Source organism: Megasphaera massiliensis, assembly GCF_000455225.1.
In the GTDB taxonomy this organism is placed as follows: Bacteria; Bacillota; Negativicutes; order Veillonellales; family Megasphaeraceae; genus Megasphaera; species Megasphaera massiliensis.
The window spans coordinates 34,023-55,334 of record NZ_HF954558.1 but is presented as its reverse complement, the minus strand read 5'-3'; the positions used below and the strand labels follow the sequence as shown (position 1 = coordinate 55,334).

Genomic DNA, 21,312 nt, shown 5'->3' with positions numbered 1-21,312 from the left:
AAATATATAAGCATATGTCATTATCTATCGCTTATTTTTAGATGGGAGGGGGAATCCCTTATGAAAAAGTGTATGATGGCGGCCCTGTTTATGGCGGCCTTGGCAGTGAGTCCGGCTTTTGCTTTTAATGAAGGTCCGGTCATGGGCCCTTATGTATCGGCACCGGGATTGACGGCAATCCAACAGTGTAAGCTTACCGTTGCCGGAAAGGTCATGGATCCCGCCGACGGAGCCGTCCTGCAAAAAGGCGATGTGGTCATGATTCCGCTGCGTAAGGTTGCCGAACAGTTAGGTTATACGGTAAATTGGGATCCGACTGACCAGAGTGTCCGCGTCGAAATGAACATTGCCTATATCATCATCAAGCCCGGAGAAGACTGGTACGAACGCATCGGGACGATTAAGAAGATTAATTTGAACCGCATCTTCCAGTATGGCACGGGACCGGTCAATGTCAACGGCACGATGTACGTACCGGCACAGCTTTTTGAAGCCCTTTATAATAATGTGTCTATTTCTCCGCAGGACGTAACGATTACGCCGGCCGACCAGGTTTAAAAAACATTCGGTTCCACGGAAGACCCTGAAAAAATTCTTGACTTTATAGGCCATGGCCGATAAAATAGATAGAGAATATACGACAGTCCTGTGAGGCTGTGTGATTCTTATACTTCTAGCTTGTACCTTTAATATAGTCCGGAGAGGCTACAAAGGGACATATTTTGCCATGCTTAGAATATGACCTTTGCCTTGCGGCAGAGGTCTTTTTTTTCAAGGAGGATTCGATGGTTAATATACAGGGCAAGAGCCTGTTGGGACTCCAGGGAGTGCCGAGGGAAGAAATTGAATTGATCTTGCGGGTTGCAAAGAAAATGAAGGCCGTCGTCAAGAGTGACAATAAGAAATTGTCCTTGCTCAAAGGCAAGTCGGTGGTCAACATGTTTTGGGAACCGAGTACCCGTACCCGCGGTTCTTTTGAAATGGCTGCCAAGTATCTCGGAGCCGACGTCATCAATTTTACGCCCCGGGGAAGTTCCATTCAAAAAGGGGAAAGCTTCCGCGACACCCTCTTAACGGTGACAGCCATGGGGGTCGATGCCATCGTCATGCGTCAGAAGCAGGAAGGCTCGCCGAGCTTTGCTCAGCGCTGCGTCGATCCGATCATCATCAACGCCGGTGACGGTGCTCACGAACATCCGACGCAGGGACTCCTCGACATGTTCACCATTCAGGAAGTAAAAGGCCGCATCGAAGGGTTGAAGGTCGTCATCGTCGGCGACATCGACCACGGCCGTGTAGCACGGTCCAACATTTACGGCCTCAAGACGATGGGGGCAGACGTACACCTCGTCGGTCCGCGGACGCTGCTCCAGCCGGAATTGGAAGCCATGGGCGTCACCGTTCATTACGACTTGAAGGAAGCCCTCAAGGATGCGGACGTCATCAACGTCCTGCGTATCCAGAAGGAACGCCAGGGTATCGGATTCTTCCCCAGCGCCGGTGAATATAACTCGCTGTTTGGTATCAAGAAAGACCGCCTCAAATGGGCGAAAGACGACGTTCTCGTCCTTCATCCGGGCCCGATGAACCGGGGCATCGAAATTGATTCCGACGTTTGCTACAGCGAACATTCTTCGATTCAGGAACAGGTCATGAACGGCGTATCCGTCCGTATGGCCGTATTATATCTGACAATTATGGGAGGCGATGACGTTGACATTACTCGTTAAAGGCGGCAGAGTGATCAATCCGGCCATGCAGCAGGACGAAATTTGTGATATCCTCATTGAAAATGGAAAAATTAAAGAAGTTGGAGCTAATTTAGCCGCGGACAGCGCTGAAGAAGTTTTCGATGCTTCGGGCCTCGTCGTAGCACCGGGCTTCATCGATATGCACGTCCATCTCCGTCAACCGGGCCAGTCGGGCAAGGAAACGATCGAAACAGGGACTAAGGCAGCGGCTGCCGGCGGCATTACCCGCGTTGCCACTATGCCTAACACGAAACCTGTCATCGACTCGGCTATTGTCGTCGACGGCTTGAAGTATAAGATTGAACATGAAGCTAAGGTTAAGGTAGAAATCATCGGCGCTATTTCCAAAGGCCAACAGGGCCAGGAACTCTCAGCTATGGGCTCTATGGCCAAAGAAGGAGTCGTCGCCTTTTCCGATGACGGTCATTACGTAGAAAATTCCGACTTCATGCGTAAAGCCATGGAATATGCCAGCATGTTCCATAAGATCATCATCGACCACTGCGAAGATGACAACCTCATCGAAGGCGGCAATATGCACGAAGGCGTCGTATCGAACGAACTGGGCATGAAGGGCCGTCCGGCCGTTGCCGAAGACATCGCCGTTGCCCGCGATATCTTCCTGGCTGAAGCGACGGGGACGCCGGTCCACATCGCCCACATCAGTACCAAGAACGCCGTCGACCTCGTTCGCCAGGCTAAAAAGCGGGGCGTTAAGGTAACGGCTGAAGTCACGCCGCAGCACCTCATCTTTACCGATGAAGCCCTGCGGACCTTTGAAACACGCTACAAAATGAATCCTCCCATTCGCTCGGACATCCACCGCGATGCCTGCGTCGAAGGATTGGTAGACGGCACTATCGATGCTGTCGTTACCGACCATGCTCCTCATGAATGGGAAGAAAAAGACCAAGAATTCAATTTGGCGCCCAGCGGCTTTGTCGGCCTTGAAACGAGTGTCGGCGCCATGCTGACGCATTTGTATCATACGGGCATCATCGATCTCATGAGCCTGGTCAATGTCATGTCGACGGCCCAGGCCAAAATACTCGGCCTCGATGCCGGCGTCATTGCACCGGGTAAAGATGCCGATTTAACGATCCTTGATCTCGATAAAGAATGGACAGTCGATTCCTCGAAATTCTATTCCAAGGGAAAGTCGACTCCTTTTGATGAAATGATCTTCAAAGGGAAGGCGGCAGCTGCCATCGTCAATGGTAAATTTGTGATGAAAAACGGGGAGGTTTTATAATGAAAGGTGTCCTCATATTAGAGAACGGACAGAAATTTTACGGCAATATGCTGATGGATGAACCGGCTGTCGGCGAAGTCGTCTTCAATACCGGCATGACAGGGTATCAGGAAACCTTTACGGACCCGTCCTATGCCGGTCAGATCATTACGCTAACCTATCCGATTATCGGCAATTACGGCTTGTTCCACGAAATCGAACAGGCCGATCGTCCTTATGCTGCCGGCTTCATCGTCAGTGAACTTTGTGAAGAACCGAGCAACTGGCAGAATGAAGGCCAGCTGTCTACCTTTATTATGACACACCACATCCCCTGCCTCTACGGCGTTGATACGCGTGCCATTACCCGGGCTATCCGCAGCCAGGGGGTCATGAAGGGTGTCATCGTACCGGAAACGATGGAAGAAAGCGCCATTAAAGAACTCTTTGATACGCCCCTTGAAACGCAGTTCGTAAAAAAAGTTTCAACGCGGGACATCAAGCACATGGGCGACGGCCGCTATCACGTAGCCGTTATGGATTACGGCGCCAAGGGCAATATCCTGCGCGAACTGGTCAACAACGACTGCCGCCTGACTATCTTCCCGGCCACGACCAAGGCTGAAGACGTATTGGCTGTCAATCCTGACGGCATCTTCCTCAGCAACGGCCCTGGCGACCCGAAGGATATTCCCGATATCATCGATACGGTTAAACAGCTCATGGGCAAGAAACCGATTTTCGGCATCTGCCTGGGACTGCAGCTCATCGGTTTGGCCCTCGGCGGCAAGAGCCGCAAATTGACTTTCGGTCATCGCGGTTCCAACCATCCGGTCAAGGATATCCGCACGGGCCGGGTCTATATCACGTCTCAGAATCACGGCTACATCATCGATGAAGACTCCCTTCCGAAGGATGAAGTCGTCATCACTCACCGCAACCTCCATGACAATACTCTTGAAGGTTTTGAAGTTCCGTCCCGTAATATCATGTGCGTCCAGTACCATCCGGAAGCCTCGCCGGGACCGACGGACAATCTGTATCTGTTTACCCAATTCGTCAAGATGATGGAGGAAAAATAACATGGTAGAAGGATTGAAGAAAGTACTCGTTATCGGTTCCGGCCCTATTATCATCGGGCAGGCCGCCGAATTTGACTATGCCGGTACCCAGGCCTGCCGTGCCTTGAAAGAAGAAGGGTTGGAAGTCGTCCTCATCAACAGCAACCCGGCGACGATCATGACTGACGAAGACATTGCCGACCGCGTCTATGTCGAACCGATTTCCCTCGACTACGTTACGGAAGTCATTGAAAAAGAACGGCCCGACGGCCTCTTGGCTACCCTCGGCGGTCAGGTCGGCCTCAATATGGCCGTTCAGTTGGCCAATGCCGGCGTCCTTGAAAAATATAACGTCCAGCTTCTCGGTACGCGCCTGTCCGCTATCGAAGAAGCGGAAGACCGTGAATTATTTAAAAAGGCCATGAACGATATCAACCAGCCCGTTCCGGAAAGTGATATCTTCGAAGACGTTCCGTCGGCCATTGAATTTGCCGATAAAATCGGCTATCCGATCATTGTCCGTCCGGCCTTTACCCTCGGCGGTACCGGCGGCGGCATCGCCCACGACGAAGACGAACTGTTCATGATTGCCACCCGCGGCATCAAACTCAGCCCGATCAATCAGATCCTCGTCGAACGCTCCGTTGCCGGTTGGAAAGAAATCGAATACGAAGTCATGCGCGATAAGGCCGATAACTGCATCATCGTCTGCAACATGGAAAATGTCGACCCCGTCGGCATCCATACGGGCGACTCTATCGTCGTCGCTCCGAGCCAGACCTTGAACGATTTGCAGTATCAGATGCTGCGCACGGCATCCCTTGATATCATCCGCCGCTTGAAAATCGAAGGCGGCTGCAACGTCCAGTATGCCCTCGACCCGAACAGCAATCAGTACTACGTCATCGAAGTCAATCCCCGTGTCAGCCGTTCGTCGGCCCTGGCTTCGAAAGCGACGGGCTATCCCATCGCCAAAGTTGCCGCTAAAGTCGCAACGGGTCTAACCCTGGATCAGATTACTAACGCCGTTACGGGTAAGACGACGGCCTGCTTCGAACCGACTCTCGACTACTGCGTCGTCAAGTTCCCGCGCTGGCCCTTTGAAAAATTCGCCTTGGCCGATAAATCCTTAGGCACCCAGATGAAGGCAACCGGTGAAGTCATGTCCCTTGACCGCTGCTTTGAAGGGGCCCTGCTCAAAGCCGTCCGCTCCTTGGAAATCGGGGTCAACTACATTTCCATGAAGAAGCTGGAAAGCAAGTCCCTCATCGATATCGTCGAACTCCTGCAGAAGCAGGATGATGAACGGCTCTTTGTCGTCGCTCAGGCCCTGCGCCTCGGTATCAGTGAAGAAAAGATCCACTACATCACCGGTTACGACCTGTGGTTCCTCCACAAGATTAAAAACATCATCGATGTGGAATTCGACCTCCAGCGCAATAACTTGACCATCGACAACGTTCGTTTGGCCAAACGCTACAGCATGCCCGATGCCGTCATCGCCGGATTTACGAAGAAGACGGAAGAAGAAGTCCGTCAGTTCCGCGTCGACCACGGCATTACACCGACGTTTAAGATGGTCGACACCTGCGCCGCTGAATTTGAAGCGGCTACGCCGTACTACTATTCCTGCTATGCGACGGAAGATGAAGTCAAGCCCCTCGGCAAGAAGAGCGTCATCGTCCTCGGCTCCGGCCCGATCCGCATCGGCCAGGGCATTGAATTTGACTACTGCTCCGTCCATTCTGCCTGGGCTCTGCGCAAGGCCGGCATGAACAGCATTATCATCAACAATAACCCGGAAACGGTCAGCACCGACTTCGATACGTCGGACAGCCTGTACTTTGAACCCCTCATGGTCGAAGACGTCATGGCTGTCGTCGAAAAAGAAAAGCCCGTCGGCGTCATCTGCCAGTTCGGCGGCCAGACGGCCATCAACTTGGCAGCGCCCTTGGCTAAGCGCGGCGTCACCGTCCTCGGCACCTCTGTCGACGGCATGGACCGGGCAGAAGACCGGGAACGCTTTGATGAAGTCCTGGCTAAACTCAATATTCCTCGTCCGGACGGCCGCATTGCGACCAGCGATAAAGAAGCCATGAAGGTCGCTTCGGAATTGGAATTCCCCCTCATCGTCCGCCCGTCTTACGTCCTCGGCGGCCGGGCTATGGAAATCGTCTATAATGAAAAGGAATTAGAACGCTATCTCCGCGAAGCCGTCATCGCTTCGCCGGACCATCCGATCCTCATCGACGAATACATGGTAGGCCGTGAAGTCGAAGTCGACGCCGTCGCCGACGGAACTGACGTCTACATTCCGGGCATCATGGAACAGGTAGAACGAGCCGGCGTCCACTCCGGTGACTCCATTGCCGTCTACCCGCCGCAGCACCTCGACGACGATATGATCGCCCAGATCGTCGACTATACGACCCGCATTTCTCTGGAACTCCAGGTTAAAGGCTCGGTCAACATTCAGTTCGTCGTATCGCGGGGCAAATTGTACATCATCGAAGTCAATCCCCGTTCGAGCCGTACCGTCCCCTTCCTCAGCAAGGTAACGCACTTCCCAATCGTTGAAATCGCAACCCGCATCGCCCTTGGTGAAACCTTGAAGGATATGGGCATCCACAGTGGCCTCATGCCGGCGAAGAAACACGTTGCTGCCAAGGCTCCGGTATTCTCCTTCAGCAAGATCGGCCTGGCTGAAATCGCCCTCGGACCTGAAATGAAATCGACAGGCGAAGTCATGGGTATCGGTCATTCTTACTCGGAAGCCTTGTATAAGGCCGTCAACGGCGCCAAGATGAAGATTCCTGCCGGCGGCACGATTTTGGTTACCGTCGCCGACCGCGATAAGGCTGAAGCCCTGCATCTGGCAGAAGGCTTTAAGGAACTCGGCTATCACATCATTGCCACCGAAGGTACCGGATCCTACTTCAACGATCACGGCATGCCCGTCGATATCGTTCGCAAGATCCATGAAGGCGGTCAGAATATCGCGACCATGATCCGCAACGGCAAAATTGATTTGGTCCTCAATACCCTGACCTATGGCAAACATCCGGAACGCGACGGCTTCAACCTCCGCCGCATGGCTGTTGAATTAGCCGTTCCCTGCCTGACCTCTCTGGACACGGCTCGCGAAGTCCTGCGCGTCTTTGCCAATAAAGGTAAGAACGACGGCTATCATCACGTCGCAGCCCTTCAGGATTACGATATGGAATAAACTTTTCACAGACACCGTCTGATGATACAGAAGTCTCTCATGAATATGGGAGACTTCTTTTTTTGCCGGCAGTTTTGATATGGATAAGGCGCTGCCGGAGACGGTTTTATCCGCATGAATTATGCTATAATAAACATAATGACAGAAAGGATGATAATCATGAACGTAAAACACAGCTTATTGACAGCGGCCTTGGGTGCCGCCTTGACCTTCGGCAGTGCTTTTGGCTCTCAAGCCTTTTTTAACAGCCCCTTAGCGGCCAACAGCAATTACCGGCCCATCAACTTCGGCATGGGCTATGAAATGTACGTCGACCTCAGCTCCCTTGAAACGATCAAAGATAATGGACAAGGCTGGATTTTCAAGGTCAACCTCTTCCGTTCGCCGGAAGATTCGGGACGCATCGAAGGAACCTATCCCTTGACCTATAAAATTTTCCGCGGACAGGCCTGGATCTACAATGACTCCACCAATACCTGGCTGGAAATTCCCATGCGGAAGAAACAGCTGAAGCATAAGGACATTGCCGACTTCGTGACGGTCAACCTCTGCTACCGCCAGAAGACGGGCCAGTATTTAAACGATGACTACGGCTATGCTCAGGGAATGGAGCGCTACTACAAGGGGGAGTAGTAACGGAAAAGGCCGTTCACATCCCGGCACCGCTGAAAGCCGGTGACTATATCGGCGTGGCTGCGCCGGCCACGCATGGAGAGGGGCAGGATATTTCAAGGGCGGTTGCCCGTCTGGAGCAGGCCGGCTATCGGGTCAAGGTCATGCCGACGGCGTCCGGTTCCTACGGTTTCTTTTCCGGAACTGATGAAGCGCGGGCTCGGGATATGAATGACTTATTCCATGACGATGACGTAAAGGCCATCGTCTGCCTCAATGGCGGCTACGGCTCGGCTCGTATCCTCGATAAGCTCGATTATGACTATATGGCGTCCCATCCGAAATGGGTCGTCGGATTCAGTGATATTACGGCCCTTCAGATAGCCTTATGGGAAAAGAGCCGCCTTATCACGGCTAACGGTCCTTTGATGGTTACCTTAGGCGGTTCGAATGATTATACAGCGAATCAATTCTTTGACGGATTAAAACGAGAATCATGGCGCGGAGTCTTGGCACTGCCGCCCGGACGAAAACTTACGACCATCACTGAGGGAACGGCCAAAGGTCCTATTGTAGGCGGTAATTTGACGATTCTTGCATCCCTCGTCGGTACACCCTATGCCCTCGACGGCACGGGGTGTATTTTGGTGCTCGAAGATACGGGCGAAAGCTCATACCGCATCGACCGGATGATGAATCAGCTCTGGCAGAGCGGTCTCTTGTCCCGTGTGTCGGCCATTGTATATGGTGATTTTACGGCATCCTCCCACGATGACGGTGACTTTACGACCGATGAAGTGCTGGATTATTATGCTCATCTGGCCCGGGTGCCGGCTGTCAAGGGACTGCCTGTCGGCCATACTGCCGATAAGGCCTTTATCCCTTATGGAATTACGGCCTATCTTGAAGCCAATGGGACGAAAGCCTCATTATCTTTTCAAGAATGAAGGACCGTGACGAAAAGTTATAATAATAATTATGTAAAAACAATGCATATTTTATTGACAAAACATTTTAATTCAACTATAATGAATTAAAATTCAATAAAACATGAAGGTATAAGCTATTTTGAAGTATAGATTGTTTTTTCTGGGAGTGATGCATTGTGAAGACGAAAGTATTTATAGATGGGCATGAAGGGACGACAGGTCTTCGGATTCATGAACGCCTGAGCCAGCGTCAGGATATCGAATTGATTCCCATCGCTGACGAAAAAAGAAAAGACCCCGATGCCATCCGTGCCTGCATGAAAGCCGCCGACATCGCCTTCCTCTGCCTTCCCGATGATGCGGCTGCCGAAGCCGTCAAACTGGCAGAAGGCTGTAAGGTTCGCCTCATCGATACGTCGACCGGGCGGCGGGTCGCCCCGGGGTGGACCTACGGTTTTCCGGAACTCTCTAAGGAACAGGCCAAAGCCATTGCTGCAAGCGATTTCGTCGGCAATCCCGGCTGCCACGCCAGTGGCGCCATCTCTATTTTACAGCCCTTGACGGCGGCAGGTTTGGTACCGGCCGATTATCCGGTGACGGCCTTTTCTCTGACCGGCTACAGCGGCGGCGGCAAGAAGATGATTGGCCAATACGAAGGGGATAAAAGTGATGATCTATTCGCACCGCGCCAATACGGTCTGGGCCAGCAGCACAAACATTTGAAGGAAATCGTTTCCATCTGCCACTTGGCACAGGAACCGGTCTTTACGCCCATCGTCGACGATTATTACAGCGGCATGGAAGTGATGATTCCTTTCTTCAGCCAGCTGTTGACGAAGAAGGTCACGGCCAAAGATGTCTGGGAGATTTTAGCCAAACATTATGAATGCTGCCCCTTCATCCACGTCCTCGACTTTGGGGCCGACAAGGGCGGTTTTATCAGTGCTAATGACATGAGCGGCTACGATGATATGGAAATCGTTGTAACCGGCAACGACCAGCGCATCATGGTCACTTCTTTATTCGATAACCTGGGCAAAGGCGCTTCCGGTGCAGCCATCCAGAATATGAACCTCATGATGGGCATCGACGAGGCCACAGGATTACAGTTAAAACATTAGAAAGGTGGAGTCAGTATGAGTCAGGTTTATGATAACTTTGGCGTACCGCAAGGATTTCAGGCTGCCGGTACGTACAGCGGATTATGCAGCAGCCGTGTAAAATTGGACGTCGCTATGATCGTAAGCCGACGAGACTGCTCCATCGTGACCGATACAGCGCAGGGGATGACGGCTCGTTCCGGAAAAATCCTGGTCCTGCACAATGGGACGGCCCTTCCTGAAGGCATGCGCGGTCTTGAGATTTCAAAAGAAGTCTGTCAAGCTGTCAGTACCTGTGTTGGTGAAGCTCCGGATTCGGTAGCCCTCGTTGCCAATGGAGTCAAGGGGCAGTATTTTCGCCCGTCCCTCTTGATTCACAGCTTGAACAATTTGACGGCTGGCCTCGATACAGATACTCAGCCCTTAGAAGCCGTCCTCGATAACTATGGTGATGTGTCGTCTCAGACCGTGTCTCTTGGGGGAGACTGCGGTTCTTTACAGGGCATCGCTGCCGACGGGACGGATGACAGCGCCGGCTTATGCGTCATCATGACCGATGCTGTTGTCGACGGGACTATGATTGAAAAGGCCTTGATTCAGGTCAAGGCCGATATGGATACGGAACATTTCACCTTCATCGTCATGGCCAATGGGGGAGCCGGCGCACAGCCGGTAGGCCATGATGCTTTGGCAGGGGGAATCGAAGCGTTACTGGTAAAATTAGGCTTTCAACATGCTTTGAAAGCGTGCAGTTAAATAGGGGGAAGACAATAGATGTTTAAAAGAAGTGATCTCGTATCGGAAGATGTAAAAGCTGTGACCAATGCTCAAAAGGCACAGATTTTGATGAATGCCCTGCCATATATCAAGAAATACAGCGGAAAAACAGTCGTCGTCAAGTACGGCGGCAATGCCATGATCAATGAAGATTTGAAACGGTCGGTCATGGGCGATATCGTTTTGTTGAATCTCATCGGCGTCAAAGTGGTTCTCGTTCACGGCGGCGGCCCGCATATCAAGTCGGCCTTGGATCAACTCGGCATTGAATCGAAGTTCATCAACGGTCTTCGGGTGACCGACGAAGCGACCATGAAGGTTGTCCAAATGGTCCTGGCCGGCCAGGTCAATAAGGATTTAGTCAATCTCATCGGATCTATCGGCGGCAAGGCTATCGGCCTCTGCGGCATCGATGACCAGATGATCAAGGTCCGCAAACAGAGCGATGAATTGGGCTATGTCGGGCGCATTACCAACGTCGACGTATCCATCATTCAAGACAACCTCGACAAGGGATACATTCCCGTCATCTCGACGATTGGGACGGATACGGACGGGCAGGCTTACAACATCAATGCCGATACGGCTGCTGCCCAGATTGCCGGGGCCCTCAATGCCGAATGTATGCTGTCCATGACCAATATTGACGGCGTCCTCAAAGACCCGTCTGATCCCGATTCACTGTTGACGGAAATCACCCTCGAACAGTCGCGGCAGTTAGAACAGGACGGCATCATCGCCGGCGGTATGATTCCCAAAGTTCAGTGCTGCACCGACGCTATCAAAGCCGGCGTCAAGCGAGTGTTCATCATCAACGGCACCGTGCCGCACGCCATCCTCATTGAAATGCTGACCGAAGAAGGTCTGGGGACGATGTTCGTCGGCCACTATTCCTTAGGAAAGTAAGGCTGTTGGGGAAAAAGGTTGTCAACCCGGATTCGGGTAAAAAGGAGATAAAAACAATGGCAGAAGATTATAAAGCTCTTGATAAAGAATATATTGTAAACGTCTACAATCGGATCGGTGCCGTCCTCGATCATGGCAAAGGAGCCACCTTATATGATGTAGACGGAAAAAAGTACATCGACCTCAGTGCCGGCATTGCCGTCAATATTTTTGGTGTCTGTGACGATGAATGGATTCAGGCCGTCGAAACACAGCTCCATAAATTGAGTCACATTTCAAACGTCTTCTACACGGAACCGCAGACCGTCCTGGCGGAAAAACTCTGCCAAAAGACGGGCATGAAGAAGGTATTCTTCTCAAACTCCGGTGCCGAAGCTAACGAATGTGCCATTAAGACGGCTCGGAAATATTCTCATGACAAATACGGTGACGGCCGCCATACGATCATCACCTTGAAAAACAGCTTCCACGGCCGTACCTTAGCGACCTTGACGGCCTGCGGCCAGGAATCACTTCATCAGGATTTCGGTCCCTTCGTCGACGGTTTCGTCTATGCCGAAGCCGACAATTTTGACGACGTTAAACACTTGTGCGAAACGAATCAGGTCTGCGCCATCATGATGGAAATGGTTCAAGGCGAAGGCGGCGTCCATCCTCTCGATAAGGACTTTGTCAAAGAGGTCGCAGCCTATGCCAAGGCTCATGACATCTTGATCGTCGTCGATGAAGTCCAGACCGGCAACGGCCGTACGGGCTATCTCTATGCCTATATGGGCTACGGCATTGAACCGGATATCGTCTCGACGGCCAAGGCCATCGGCGGCGGCCTGCCCTTGGGCGTCACCCTCTTTGCCGCTTCGACAGAGAAAACCTTGACCGACCATACCCACGGCTCGACCTTTGGCGGCAACCCGATCTGCACAGCCGGCGCCATTTCCATCATCGACCGCCTGACGCCGGAATTGATGGAAGAAGTACAGAAAAAAGGTCAGTATATCAAAGAAGAACTGGAACCGTGCCAACACGTCGACCACGTCTCCGGCATGGGCCTCATGATCGGCATTGCCCTTAAGGATAAAGCCCTGAGCGACGTCGTCGAAGGCTGCGTCGAAAAAGGCGTCCTGATCCTCACGGCCAATGGGCTGGTCCGTCTCCTGCCGCCCCTCAACATCCCTTGGGATGACTTGAAAGAAGCCGTTGCCATCGTAAAGAAGGTCATCGATAAATAATTACATCCATCGTTTTTGTAAAGCAGTCTCTGACGGGGCTGCTTTTTTGCTGAATATTGGGAAGGCTCGTTGTTGTATAGGGCCGTCGTCTTGCTATTGATCGGTGAATTTCGTACAATATGGCTATACCGGTAATTGGGTAGTTTTTGAAGTCAATAAGGAAGGCCATATATGAAACATTTAAAGATAGCTTACAGTTTTGACGTACAATATTATTTTGTTGACAGCGACCGAGACATCGTACCCATTGAAGAGACGGATTTTACCGATGTGGCCGTAGCCGTCCTGTCGGATCAGGATTTTGATTATATCGATACCATTAATGAAACGGGATTCGGAATCCCCATCATGGTTATCATGCCTGGCGGCGAAAAGCTGCCGGAGCCTTATATCGACAAGGTCGACGTCGTCCTTACGGAAGAAATGGTCAATAAGAGCCGCTGCATCGCCGCTGCTGAACGCTTGGCCGGACGCTATGAACAGACGGTGCTGCCGCCGTTTTTTGCCGACCTCGTCGACTATGTCAGTGAAAAGAATACACCCTTTGACTGCCCGGGCCACCAAGACGGCTTATTTTTCAAAAAGCATCCTGCCGGCCGCTACCTCTACGATTTTTACGGCCCCCATATTTTCCAGTCCGATATTTGTAATGCTGACGTTACCTTAGGCGACCTTCTTATCCATGAAGGGCCGGCCCTGGAAGCCCAGGATTTTGCGGCCGAAGTCTTCCACGCCGATAAGACCTATTTCGTCCTAAACGGCTCGTCGTCGGCCAATAAGGTCGTCGCCAACGCCTTATTGGCACCGGGTGACTTAGTCCTTTACGATCGCAATAACCACAAGTCCGTTGCCATCGGGGCCCTCATTCAGGCCGGTGCCGAGCCGGTCTATTTGGAGACTGCCAGAAACCCTTATGGCTTCATCGGCGGCATCGATGACCACTGCTTTGATGAAGGATATCTGCGCCAGCTGGCAGCCGAACGGAACCCCGAAAAGGCAAAATCCAAACGGCCCTTCCGCTTGGCCGTCATCCAACTCGATACCTATGACGGCACGCTGTACAACGCCCGGTACGTCGTCGACCGCATCGGCCACCTCTGTGATTATATCCTCTTTGATTCGGCTTGGGCCGGCTATGAACAGTTCATTCCCATGCTCAAGGACTGCTCGCCCCTCCTCCTCGACTTGCATGACGACGATCCGGGCATCCTCGTCGTCCAGTCGGTACATAAACAGCAGGCCGGTTTTTCTCAGGCTTCGCAAATCCATAAAAAGGATAATCACATCCACAACCAGGCTCGGTACTGTAACCATAAGGTCTTTAACAATTCCTTTATGGCCAATGCCTCGACGAGTCCTTTTTATCCCATGTTTGCTACCATTGCCGTCAACGCCAAAATCCACGCCGGTGCCGCCGGCCGAAAGATGTGGCTGGACTGCGTGAAACTGGGCATCGATGCCCGAAAAGATATCCTGCGCCGCTGCCATTATATCCGGCCCTTCGTCGCACCTGCCGTTCACGGAAAGCCCTGGCAGGAGGGGGATACGGATGAGATGACACATGACTTGGCGTACTTTACCTTTGAGCCCGGAGCCACGTGGCATGCCTTTGAAGGCTATGGACCGGGGCAGTACCTGGTCGACCCGTGCAAGCTCTTACTTACGACACCCGGGATCGATGCTGAATCGGGAGAATATGAAGATTTCGGAATCCATGCCAATATTCTGGCGACGTACCTTCGGGGAAATGGCGTCATCCCGGAAAAATGCGACTTGAACTCGATCTTGTTCCTTTTGACACCGGCAGAAAATAAGAACAAGATGCGCCTCCTCGTATCCCAATTGGTCCGCTTCGAACGCTTCGTCGACCACGACGTCCCCATGCAGGAAGTCCTCCTCGGCGTCTACAATTCCCATCCTGAACGCTATGCCGGCTATACGATACGACGCCTTTGCCAGGAAATGCACGATTTTTATAAATCCCATCATGTAAAAGATTTACAGAAAAAATTGTTCCGTCGGGAATACTTCCCGGAATACGTCATGAGTCCCCAAGAAGCTCATCATGCCTTCGTCCGCGGGCAGGGCGAATTGGTATCCCTCGACAACATCGAAGGCCGCATCGCCCTTGAAGGGGCCCTTCCGTATCCGCCGGGCGTCCTCTGTGTCGTCCCGGGTGAACGCTGGTCAAAGACGGCTGTTCAGTATTTCAAGGCCCTCGAAGAAGGTTTGAACGAACTGCCCGGGTTTGCCTCGGAAATTCAAGGCGTCTATTTGGAAAAAGAAGATGACGGCTGCATCCACGCCTATGGTTACGTCCTAAAAGAATAAGCTTGTACATGAAAAAACACGATTTCTTCCTTTAGCAGGAGAAATCGTGTTTTTGATTGATTATCTTACAAGAGGTTTTTGACGGCATCGGAGATCCGTTTGGCGATGTCCGGATTGTTCATGGTATAGACGTGGATACCGTCGACGCCGTTGGCCAGAAGGTCGGCGATTTGGTCGATGGCATAGGTGATGCCGATATCGTACATGGCGTCTGGTTTATCGCCGTATTTGGCAATGGCACGCTGGAATTTGATGGGCAGGGTGGCGCCGCACATGGCAATCATGTTTTCGATTTGGCGCTTATTGGTGACGGGCATGATGCCGGCTTCGATGGGAACCTTGATGCCGGCGATTTCACAGCGTTCTAGGAAGCGGTAAAATACGGCATTGTCAAAAAACATCTGAGAAATCAGTTCGCTGGCCCCGGCATCGACCTTGGTCTTTAAGTTGCGGATGTCGGCGGCGACGGTCTTGGCCTCAGCATGGCCTTCGGGATAGCAGGCACCGATGATGTTGAACTCCGGAGCCTTTTCTTTAATAAAGGCGATGAGGTCGCTGGCGTGTTCGAAGCGGTGCGTTCGTTCTCTTCCCGGCGTTTCGTCGCCGCGAAGGGCCAGGATGTTTTCGATGCCTCGAGCCTTCAGCTCCTGCAATGTTTTAAGTGCATCTTCTTCGGTCAGATAGATGCAGGGCATGTGGGCTACTGTTTCACAGCCCAGGTTTTTTATATATGTTGCGACTTCCGTCGTGCGGTTGCCGCCGTTGCCGCCGGCTCCACAGGTCACGCTGATGAAGTCCGGATGGATCTTGCTCAGTTCATCGAGCGTCGGGTAGACGGTTTCGATGGGCGTATCTCGCTTTGGCGGGAAAACTTCGAATGAAAAGACCGTCTTTTTTGCAAAAAGCTCATGAGTATGCATACATTAATTTCCCCCTCAGATCATAAGAAGATAAAGGGCTGCCCCATAGAGGCAGCCTCTTTTCTATATCTTTATTATATTGAAGATTTTGTTGCCTGTCTATTAGAAACTCGGTAAGATAGCGCCTTGGTACTTGTCTTCGATGAATTTCTTGACTTCCGGAGACTGGAGGGCTTTGACGAGCTTCTGGATTTCCGGACGGTTTTCGTCGCCGTCACGGACGACGAGGACGTTAGCGTAAGGCGAATCCTTCGGTTCCAGGAAGAGGGCGTCCTTCAAAGGATTGAGGCCGGCTTCCATAGCGAAGTTGGTGTTGATGAGGGCGATGTCGACGTCGTCGATGGAGCGGGGAATCTGAGCAGCTTCGAGTTCGACGAACTGGAGGTTTTTATCGTTCTTTACGACATCCTGGACGGTGGAGGTGATGTTGCCGCCGTCTTTAAGGGTGATGAGACCGGCGCTCTGAAGGATGAGGAGGGCGCGGCCGCCGTTGGTCGGGTCGTTAGGGATGGCGACTTTTGCACCGTTAGCGAGATCTTTCAGATCTTTAATTTTGCGGGAGTAAATGCCCATGGGTTCGACATGGATCTTGGCGATGGCTTTTAATTTGGTACCGTGTTCGCTGTTGAATTTATCGAGGTACGGCGTGTGCTGGAAGAAGTTGGCATCCAGTTCCTTATCATTCAAAGCCAGGTTCGGTTTGACGTAGTCCGTGAATTCGACGACCTTGAGGTCGACCCCTTCTTTGGCCAAGAGCGGTTTGATTTCGTTGAGGATTTCCGCGTGGGGAACGGGGGTTGCGCCGACGGTGACGGTGACATTCTTGTCGGACGAAGCCGTCGTCTGGGAATCACTGCCGCAGCCGGCGGCTAAGAATGCAACGGCCATCAGGGCCGCAGCGGCGAGAACGGAAAGTTTTTTGAAGTTTTTCATGAGTTATACCTCCTGTTAATAGAATAGTCAGACCTTTTTGCTTCGCCATTATCCATGAAAAAAGCCTCTTCCCGAAAGAGAAAGAGGCTTGGTCTTGGTTCTTTATCTCTCGGAATAGTTTCCGCAGGAATTAGCACCGTGTTATCGGTTGCCGGGCTTCATAGGGCCAGTCCCTCCGCCGCTCTGGATAAATGTCGTTTCAATTGTCTTGTGTAATAGTTTACCATGAATGGGCAATTTGTCAATATGAAAATACTCGATAATCAGTGTCAATTTGAAATGATACGGTGCGAAAAAATTATATTTTAAACGAGGAACCTGTTTTGAGGTTCTTCTATCTTGACAAGAGTCCACTGCCATTATATAATCTAAAGCAAATCATAAATGTTGTCGATGAACGAAACGAGTATATCCGATTGTGGCAGCTACAGCGAGCCGATGGCAGTGGAAGTTCGGCGCAGACCGGCGGATAGAATGGATTCGGGAGATGCGGCCTGAACGGTGACCAGTAGGGTGCGACGGTGTATTTCCACCGCTATCAAAGAAACGTGTATCGCCGTGAGGCCGTACATGTAGAGCTGGACTTACTGAGTCAATTTGGGTGGTACCGCGGAAGAATCTGAACCTTTCGTCCCTTTATAGGGATGGAAAGGTTTTTTTATTGTCTTCAAAGAGAAGGGGAGAGAAAGATGCTGGAAATGAAGGATGTCAGTTTCAATTACGGTAGCGGTGTTCCCGTATTGGAAGGTGTAAATGTGCAAATCAGTGAAGGTGAGTTCATCGGCCTCGGCGGCCGCAACGGCTGCGGGAAAACGACGGTGACCCGCCTGCTCATGGGTCTTGAAAAGCCCGTTTCCGGTGAAATCGTATATAACGGCAAGGTCATAAACGGTGACGATGCTTCCGTTCGCAGCCATTTTATCGGTTATGTATTCCAGCGGCCGGAACGACAGATGTTTCGGCCGACGGTTCGGGAAGAAGTGGCCTATGGACCAAAGCAGCTGGGCATGAGTGAGTCCGAAATCCAAGAAGCTGTTGAGGAAGCCTTGAAGGCGACGCAGCTGACGGAGCTTGCCGAATCGTATCCGCCCAACCTCAATCGCGGTGAAAAACAGCGGGTTGCCATCGCCTCGGCCATTGCCATGCATACTCAGTATCTCATCCTCGATGAACCGACGAGCGGTCAGGACAGCGAAGATAAGGAGCAGCTCATGGAACTTTTGAGCGAACTTCATCAAAAGGGCATGACCATCCTCATCATCAGTCATGATATGGATATTTTTGCAGAATACTGTCAACGGGTCATCGTCATCGGCAATCATACCAAGGCCTTTGACGGGACGCCGGAAGAACTGTTTACGAAACGCCCTGACCTGTATGACTTGGGCCTGAGCCGGCCCGACGCCGTCGCCTTGTCTATGGCGGCACCGGATTTTCCTTATTGTAAATCGATGAAAGAGTTTACGGCAGCCATGCTGGAAAGAATAGGAGGTACGAAATGATGATGAAAAAATTTGTTCCCGTTACGAAATTAATCGGTACCTTTGCCTTTTCTTTTTGGGCTCTGGTCATGCATACGCCCCTTCCTTTAGTCGGTTTGGTCGTCCTTGAACTCATTCTATTAGGCATGTGCGGCAGCTTATCCCGCAATGTCAAGGCCGTATTCAGCCTGATCATTTTCGCCGTCTTCTTGGCGGTCGTACAGCTCCTAGGCGGCGGATCGATGGAATCGGCTTACGTCACGGGCCTTCGCATGCTGGCCATGACCATCGTTTTCATCATCTTGCTGACGACGACGCGCCTCCAGGATTTGACGGCAGCCTTGGTCAAGCAGATTAAGATCCCTTATGAATACGCCTTCATGTTTACGGCGGCCCTGCGCTTCGTGCCGGACTTCATCGCCGAAAGTCAGGCCGTTCAGGAAGCCCAGGCCTGCCGGGGCCTTTCGACGAAGGGCAATGTTTTTAAGAAAGTCATCAACTACATGAGTGTCGTCCAGCCGCTCATGCTGAAGTCCCTGGGCCGGTCGGAAACGATGGCTCTCAGCTTGGAACTGCGCGGCTTTGGCAGTCATGAACACAGTTTTATGAGCAACGTTCAGCCCAAAGGACGCGATTACATCGTTATTTTTGTCATGTTGGCCTTGAGCTGCGGTATCGTTTACTTGCGGATGCAGGGTATGGTATAGGAGGGGAACTCGATGAAACAAGTAGCAGATATTTCTAAATTAGAATTTCATCACCGTCAGGGCGGTCAGTTCCGTTGGATTACCATTACGACGCTGATGCTGGCTATCGGTACGATCTTGCACCTCGTATCGCCAAGCGTCGGCGGCGTTACGCCGAACTGGACGATTGCTACCTACTGCGTCGCCATTTGTTTGACCAAGCCCAGTTATAAACAGGCTCTCGGCATCGGTCTTGTCGCTGCCTTGGTAAATGTTCTGACGTCGAAATCGGGCTTTCCCTATGGCAACCTTATCAGTGAACCCGTCGGGGCCCTTACCTGTGCCTTTATCGTCAAGAACCTGGCCTTCATCAAAGTGAAAGGCCATTCCTGCTTGCCTGTCCTGACCGGCTTTGCCGCTACCTGCATGAGCGGCGGTGCCTTCGTCACTATTTTAAAATTCGTCATGGATCTTCCGAACGTCGTCTATTTTACAGCCATGCTGCCCTTAGTCGTCGTCATCGGTGCCTTGAATGCCATCGTCACGCCGATTATGTATTTTCCGGCCCTGCGCCTCTTCGTATCGCGAGGCATCCTCGATTCTCTCGAAGAACAGGAAGTGGCTTCCGATCACAGCATGTATGACTTGAAGCCCGCTCAAGAAGGCCTCATTTCTATGGAACACCTTTCTTATATCTATAATAAACAGAAGACGCCGGTCCTCGATGATGTCAATCTGACGGTCCGTGAAGGCGACTTCCTGGTCATTACCGGCGAAAGCGGCAGCGGCAAGAGCTCGCTGTGCATGGCCATGACCGGCGCCATTCCTCATTATTTCGGCGGTGTCATGAAGGGCATGGTCTATGTCAACGGACAGGCGACGACGCAGACGACGATTTCAAAACTCGCGACCCGCGTTGGAGCCATGCTCGATGATTACGACAGCCAGTTGGTCGCCATGACCGTTGAAGAAGAAATCGCCTTCAGCCTGGAAAACCAGGGCGTTGCTCCGGATAAAATCGATCAGGCCGTCACGGAAGCACTGGAAAAAGTCCACATGCTGCCTTATCGCCAGCGTCCCCTGACCAAGCTGTCCGGCGGCCAGCGTCAGCGTCTGGTCATTGCCGACGTCTTGGCGACTAACCCCGACATCCTGGTCTTTGATGAACCGACGTCGGCCTTGGACCCGGAAGGGACCCACGAGTTCTATGAATTGATTCACGATTTGAATGTAACCTACGGCCATACGATTGTCGTCGTCGAACATACGCTGGAAGCGGCTCTGCCTTACGCTAACCGACTGGTTCTCATCGACCACGGCCACATCCTCAGCGATGCTGACGTCGAAACGACGCTGCGCTATATGTACGACCACAATATTTATGCCAGTGCTATCCCCAAGATGTTCACCTGCCAGATGGACCTTGAAAAAGCCGGCTGCCGCTTCGATGCGCCGTGGCTTTCGGCAGAAACGGCCGTAGCAGCCGTTCAAAAGGGGATCCGGTCATGAAAATCCTCTGTTTAGGCGATAGTTTGACCTATGGGTACGATGTGCTTCCGGGAGAGCGGTGGACGACCTTAGTGGCTGCAGACGGCAGGATTCAGATCGATAACCGGGGACAATGCGGCGACACGACGGCCGGCATGGTCTTTCGCCTGCACCAGATCGACATCGTCGGCTACGATGCCTTCTTCATCATGGGAGGGTCCAACGATATCCTCCTCGATAAGGACTTTTCCTCCGTCTGCCGCAATATAGAAAGTATGGTTTCGCTGTTAAAATCCCAGGAGGAACCGGTGTATATCGGCATTCCTCCTTTGACGAAGCCGGAAAGTGCCTACTATGGCTGGCAGGATGCCGGCGATGTGAATCGGCACAATGAGATACTCCGCCGCTACCGTCAGTGGCTTTTGGATTATAGTGCCAATACGGGCTGCGCGGCTATCGACTTTTATCAGGCTTTGCAGGATGGCGAAGGAACATCCGGGACAAATCTCTATGCTGACGGCGTTCATCCCAATGCCGAAGGATACGCTGTATTTGCCCAAGAAGCGCTGAGGGTATTTCTGGCAAAGGCTTAAAATCTCAGTCTCTTTTGTAATTTCATTCTTCAGTCATAAAAAAATCCCACGGCCTTTC

18 protein-coding genes, 1 riboswitch and 1 other annotated feature are annotated in these 21,312 nt (G+C 52.0%); of the genes, 16 read left to right on the top strand and 2 right to left on the bottom strand.

Going from position 1 to position 21,312, the window contains the following annotated elements; translation table 11 throughout:
• The first annotated feature begins 60 nt into the window (after window positions 1-60).
• From TX77_RS11025 to speC, 12 genes are all read left to right on the top strand, one after another.
• Window positions 61-558, top strand: a complete 498-nt coding sequence (locus TX77_RS11025; RefSeq protein ID WP_044505141.1) for a copper amine oxidase N-terminal domain-containing protein — start codon at window positions 61-63, stop codon at window positions 556-558.
• A gap of 227 nt (window positions 559-785) precedes the next feature.
• Window positions 786-1,730, top strand: coding sequence for an aspartate carbamoyltransferase catalytic subunit (locus TX77_RS11020; RefSeq protein ID WP_044505140.1), 945 nt, complete (start codon window positions 786-788; stop codon window positions 1,728-1,730).
• On the top strand, window positions 1,714-3,003 hold the full coding sequence (locus tag TX77_RS11015) for a dihydroorotase (protein ID WP_044505139.1): 1,290 nt from the start codon (window positions 1,714-1,716) through the stop codon (window positions 3,001-3,003). Before TX77_RS11020 ends, TX77_RS11015 begins: the two co-directional genes overlap by 17 nt.
• Window positions 3,003-4,064 (top strand): carbamoyl phosphate synthase small subunit, encoded by a 1,062-nt coding sequence (locus TX77_RS11010; protein ID WP_044505138.1) that lies wholly within the window; start codon window positions 3,003-3,005, stop codon window positions 4,062-4,064. The genes TX77_RS11015 and TX77_RS11010 overlap by 1 nt, the downstream gene beginning before the upstream one ends.
• A gap of 1 nt (window position 4,065) precedes the next feature.
• Window positions 4,066-7,269 carry a carbamoyl-phosphate synthase large subunit gene (carB, locus tag TX77_RS11005; RefSeq protein ID WP_044505137.1) on the top strand — a complete coding sequence of 1,068 codons (3,204 nt, stop codon included), beginning with the start codon at window positions 4,066-4,068 and terminating at the stop codon, window positions 7,267-7,269.
• Between the two features lie 159 nt (window positions 7,270-7,428).
• The gene (locus tag TX77_RS11000) at window positions 7,429-7,902 is read left to right on the top strand and encodes a hypothetical protein (RefSeq protein WP_225070081.1); all 474 of its coding nucleotides are present in this window, start codon (window positions 7,429-7,431) and stop codon (window positions 7,900-7,902) included.
• A 56-nt stretch (window positions 7,903-7,958) separates the two neighbouring features.
• Window positions 7,959-8,828 (top strand): S66 peptidase family protein, encoded by an 870-nt coding sequence (locus TX77_RS10995; RefSeq protein WP_081651746.1) that lies wholly within the window; start codon window positions 7,959-7,961, stop codon window positions 8,826-8,828.
• A gap of 158 nt (window positions 8,829-8,986) precedes the next feature.
• A complete protein-coding gene (gene argC / locus TX77_RS10990; RefSeq protein WP_044505136.1) occupies window positions 8,987-9,931 on the top strand; it encodes an N-acetyl-gamma-glutamyl-phosphate reductase in 945 nt (314 codons plus the stop codon).
• Between the two features lie 15 nt (window positions 9,932-9,946).
• Window positions 9,947-10,666 (top strand): arginine biosynthesis protein ArgJ, encoded by a 720-nt coding sequence (locus TX77_RS10985; protein ID WP_044505135.1) that lies wholly within the window; start codon window positions 9,947-9,949, stop codon window positions 10,664-10,666.
• An 18-nt stretch (window positions 10,667-10,684) separates the two neighbouring features.
• Window positions 10,685-11,593: an acetylglutamate kinase gene (gene argB / locus TX77_RS10980; RefSeq protein WP_044505134.1), complete on the top strand. Its 909-nt coding sequence runs from the start codon at window positions 10,685-10,687 to the stop codon at window positions 11,591-11,593.
• A 56-nt stretch (window positions 11,594-11,649) separates the two neighbouring features.
• Window positions 11,650-12,822 (top strand): acetylornithine/succinylornithine family transaminase, encoded by a 1,173-nt coding sequence (locus tag TX77_RS10975; RefSeq protein WP_044505133.1) that lies wholly within the window; start codon window positions 11,650-11,652, stop codon window positions 12,820-12,822.
• 171 nt (window positions 12,823-12,993) lie between these two features.
• Window positions 12,994-15,153, top strand: a complete 2,160-nt coding sequence (gene speC, locus TX77_RS10970) for an ornithine decarboxylase (protein ID WP_044505132.1) — start codon at window positions 12,994-12,996, stop codon at window positions 15,151-15,153.
• 65 nt (window positions 15,154-15,218) lie between these two features.
• On the opposite strand, the gene metF is transcribed toward speC, so the two are convergent.
• Both metF and TX77_RS10960 read right to left on the bottom strand, forming a co-directional pair.
• A complete protein-coding gene (metF, locus tag TX77_RS10965; RefSeq protein ID WP_044505131.1) occupies window positions 15,219-16,073 on the bottom strand; it encodes a methylenetetrahydrofolate reductase [NAD(P)H] in 855 nt (284 codons plus the stop codon).
• Between the two features lie 102 nt (window positions 16,074-16,175).
• Window positions 16,176-17,006 (bottom strand): MetQ/NlpA family ABC transporter substrate-binding protein, encoded by an 831-nt coding sequence (locus tag TX77_RS10960; protein WP_044505130.1) that lies wholly within the window; start codon window positions 17,004-17,006, stop codon window positions 16,176-16,178.
• 99 nt (window positions 17,007-17,105) lie between these two features.
• Window positions 17,106-17,200, bottom strand: a riboswitch (SAM riboswitch).
• Between the two features lie 190 nt (window positions 17,201-17,390).
• Window positions 17,391-17,645: a binding site (T-box leader), on the top strand.
• Window positions 17,646-17,695: 50 nt separating this feature from the next.
• On the opposite strand from TX77_RS10960, the gene TX77_RS10955 reads away from it, so the two are divergent.
• From TX77_RS10955 to TX77_RS10940, 4 genes are read left to right on the top strand one after another with little or no spacing between them, the layout of a single operon-like run.
• Entirely contained in the window at window positions 17,696-18,508 is an 813-nt protein-coding gene (locus tag TX77_RS10955; RefSeq protein WP_044505129.1) for an energy-coupling factor ABC transporter ATP-binding protein, read from the top strand.
• A gap of 2 nt (window positions 18,509-18,510) precedes the next feature.
• Window positions 18,511-19,194, top strand: coding sequence for an energy-coupling factor transporter transmembrane component T family protein (locus tag TX77_RS10950; protein WP_044505227.1), 684 nt, complete (start codon window positions 18,511-18,513; stop codon window positions 19,192-19,194).
• Between the two features lie 12 nt (window positions 19,195-19,206).
• Complete coding sequence (locus tag TX77_RS10945) at window positions 19,207-20,682, top strand: tryptophan transporter (RefSeq protein ID WP_044505128.1); 1,476 nt, start codon at window positions 19,207-19,209, stop codon at window positions 20,680-20,682.
• Window positions 20,679-21,254: a GDSL-type esterase/lipase family protein gene (locus tag TX77_RS10940; RefSeq protein WP_044505127.1), complete on the top strand. Its 576-nt coding sequence runs from the start codon at window positions 20,679-20,681 to the stop codon at window positions 21,252-21,254. Before TX77_RS10945 ends, TX77_RS10940 begins: the two co-directional genes overlap by 4 nt.
• The last annotated feature ends 58 nt before the right edge of the window (window positions 21,255-21,312 follow it).

Bases quoted from the DNA above. Each gene is read 5' to 3' on its own strand.
- TX77_RS11020 (WP_044505140.1), top strand. From the start codon at position 786: ATGGTTAATATACAGGGCAAGAGCCTGTTGGGACTCCAGGGAGTGCCG.
- TX77_RS10975 (WP_044505133.1), top strand. From the start codon at position 11,650: ATGGCAGAAGATTATAAAGCTCTTGATAAAGAATATATTGTAAACGTC.
- TX77_RS10945 (WP_044505128.1), top strand. From the start codon at position 19,207: ATGAAACAAGTAGCAGATATTTCTAAATTAGAATTTCATCACCGTCAG.
- argB (WP_044505134.1), top strand. From the start codon at position 10,685: ATGTTTAAAAGAAGTGATCTCGTATCGGAAGATGTAAAAGCTGTGACC.
- TX77_RS10940 (WP_044505127.1), top strand. From the start codon at position 20,679: ATGAAAATCCTCTGTTTAGGCGATAGTTTGACCTATGGGTACGATGTG.
- TX77_RS11000 (WP_225070081.1), top strand. From the start codon at position 7,429: ATGAACGTAAAACACAGCTTATTGACAGCGGCCTTGGGTGCCGCCTTG.
- carB (WP_044505137.1), top strand. From the start codon at position 4,066: ATGGTAGAAGGATTGAAGAAAGTACTCGTTATCGGTTCCGGCCCTATT.
- TX77_RS11025 (WP_044505141.1), top strand. From the start codon at position 61: ATGAAAAAGTGTATGATGGCGGCCCTGTTTATGGCGGCCTTGGCAGTG.
- TX77_RS10955 (WP_044505129.1), top strand. From the start codon at position 17,696: ATGCTGGAAATGAAGGATGTCAGTTTCAATTACGGTAGCGGTGTTCCC.
- TX77_RS10985 (WP_044505135.1), top strand. From the start codon at position 9,947: ATGAGTCAGGTTTATGATAACTTTGGCGTACCGCAAGGATTTCAGGCT.
- TX77_RS10960 (WP_044505130.1), bottom strand. From the start codon at position 17,006: ATGAAAAACTTCAAAAAACTTTCCGTTCTCGCCGCTGCGGCCCTGATG.
- metF (WP_044505131.1), bottom strand. From the start codon at position 16,073: ATGCATACTCATGAGCTTTTTGCAAAAAAGACGGTCTTTTCATTCGAA.
- speC (WP_044505132.1), top strand. From the start codon at position 12,994: ATGAAACATTTAAAGATAGCTTACAGTTTTGACGTACAATATTATTTT.
- TX77_RS10950 (WP_044505227.1), top strand. From the start codon at position 18,511: ATGAAAAAATTTGTTCCCGTTACGAAATTAATCGGTACCTTTGCCTTT.
- TX77_RS11010 (WP_044505138.1), top strand. From the start codon at position 3,003: ATGAAAGGTGTCCTCATATTAGAGAACGGACAGAAATTTTACGGCAAT.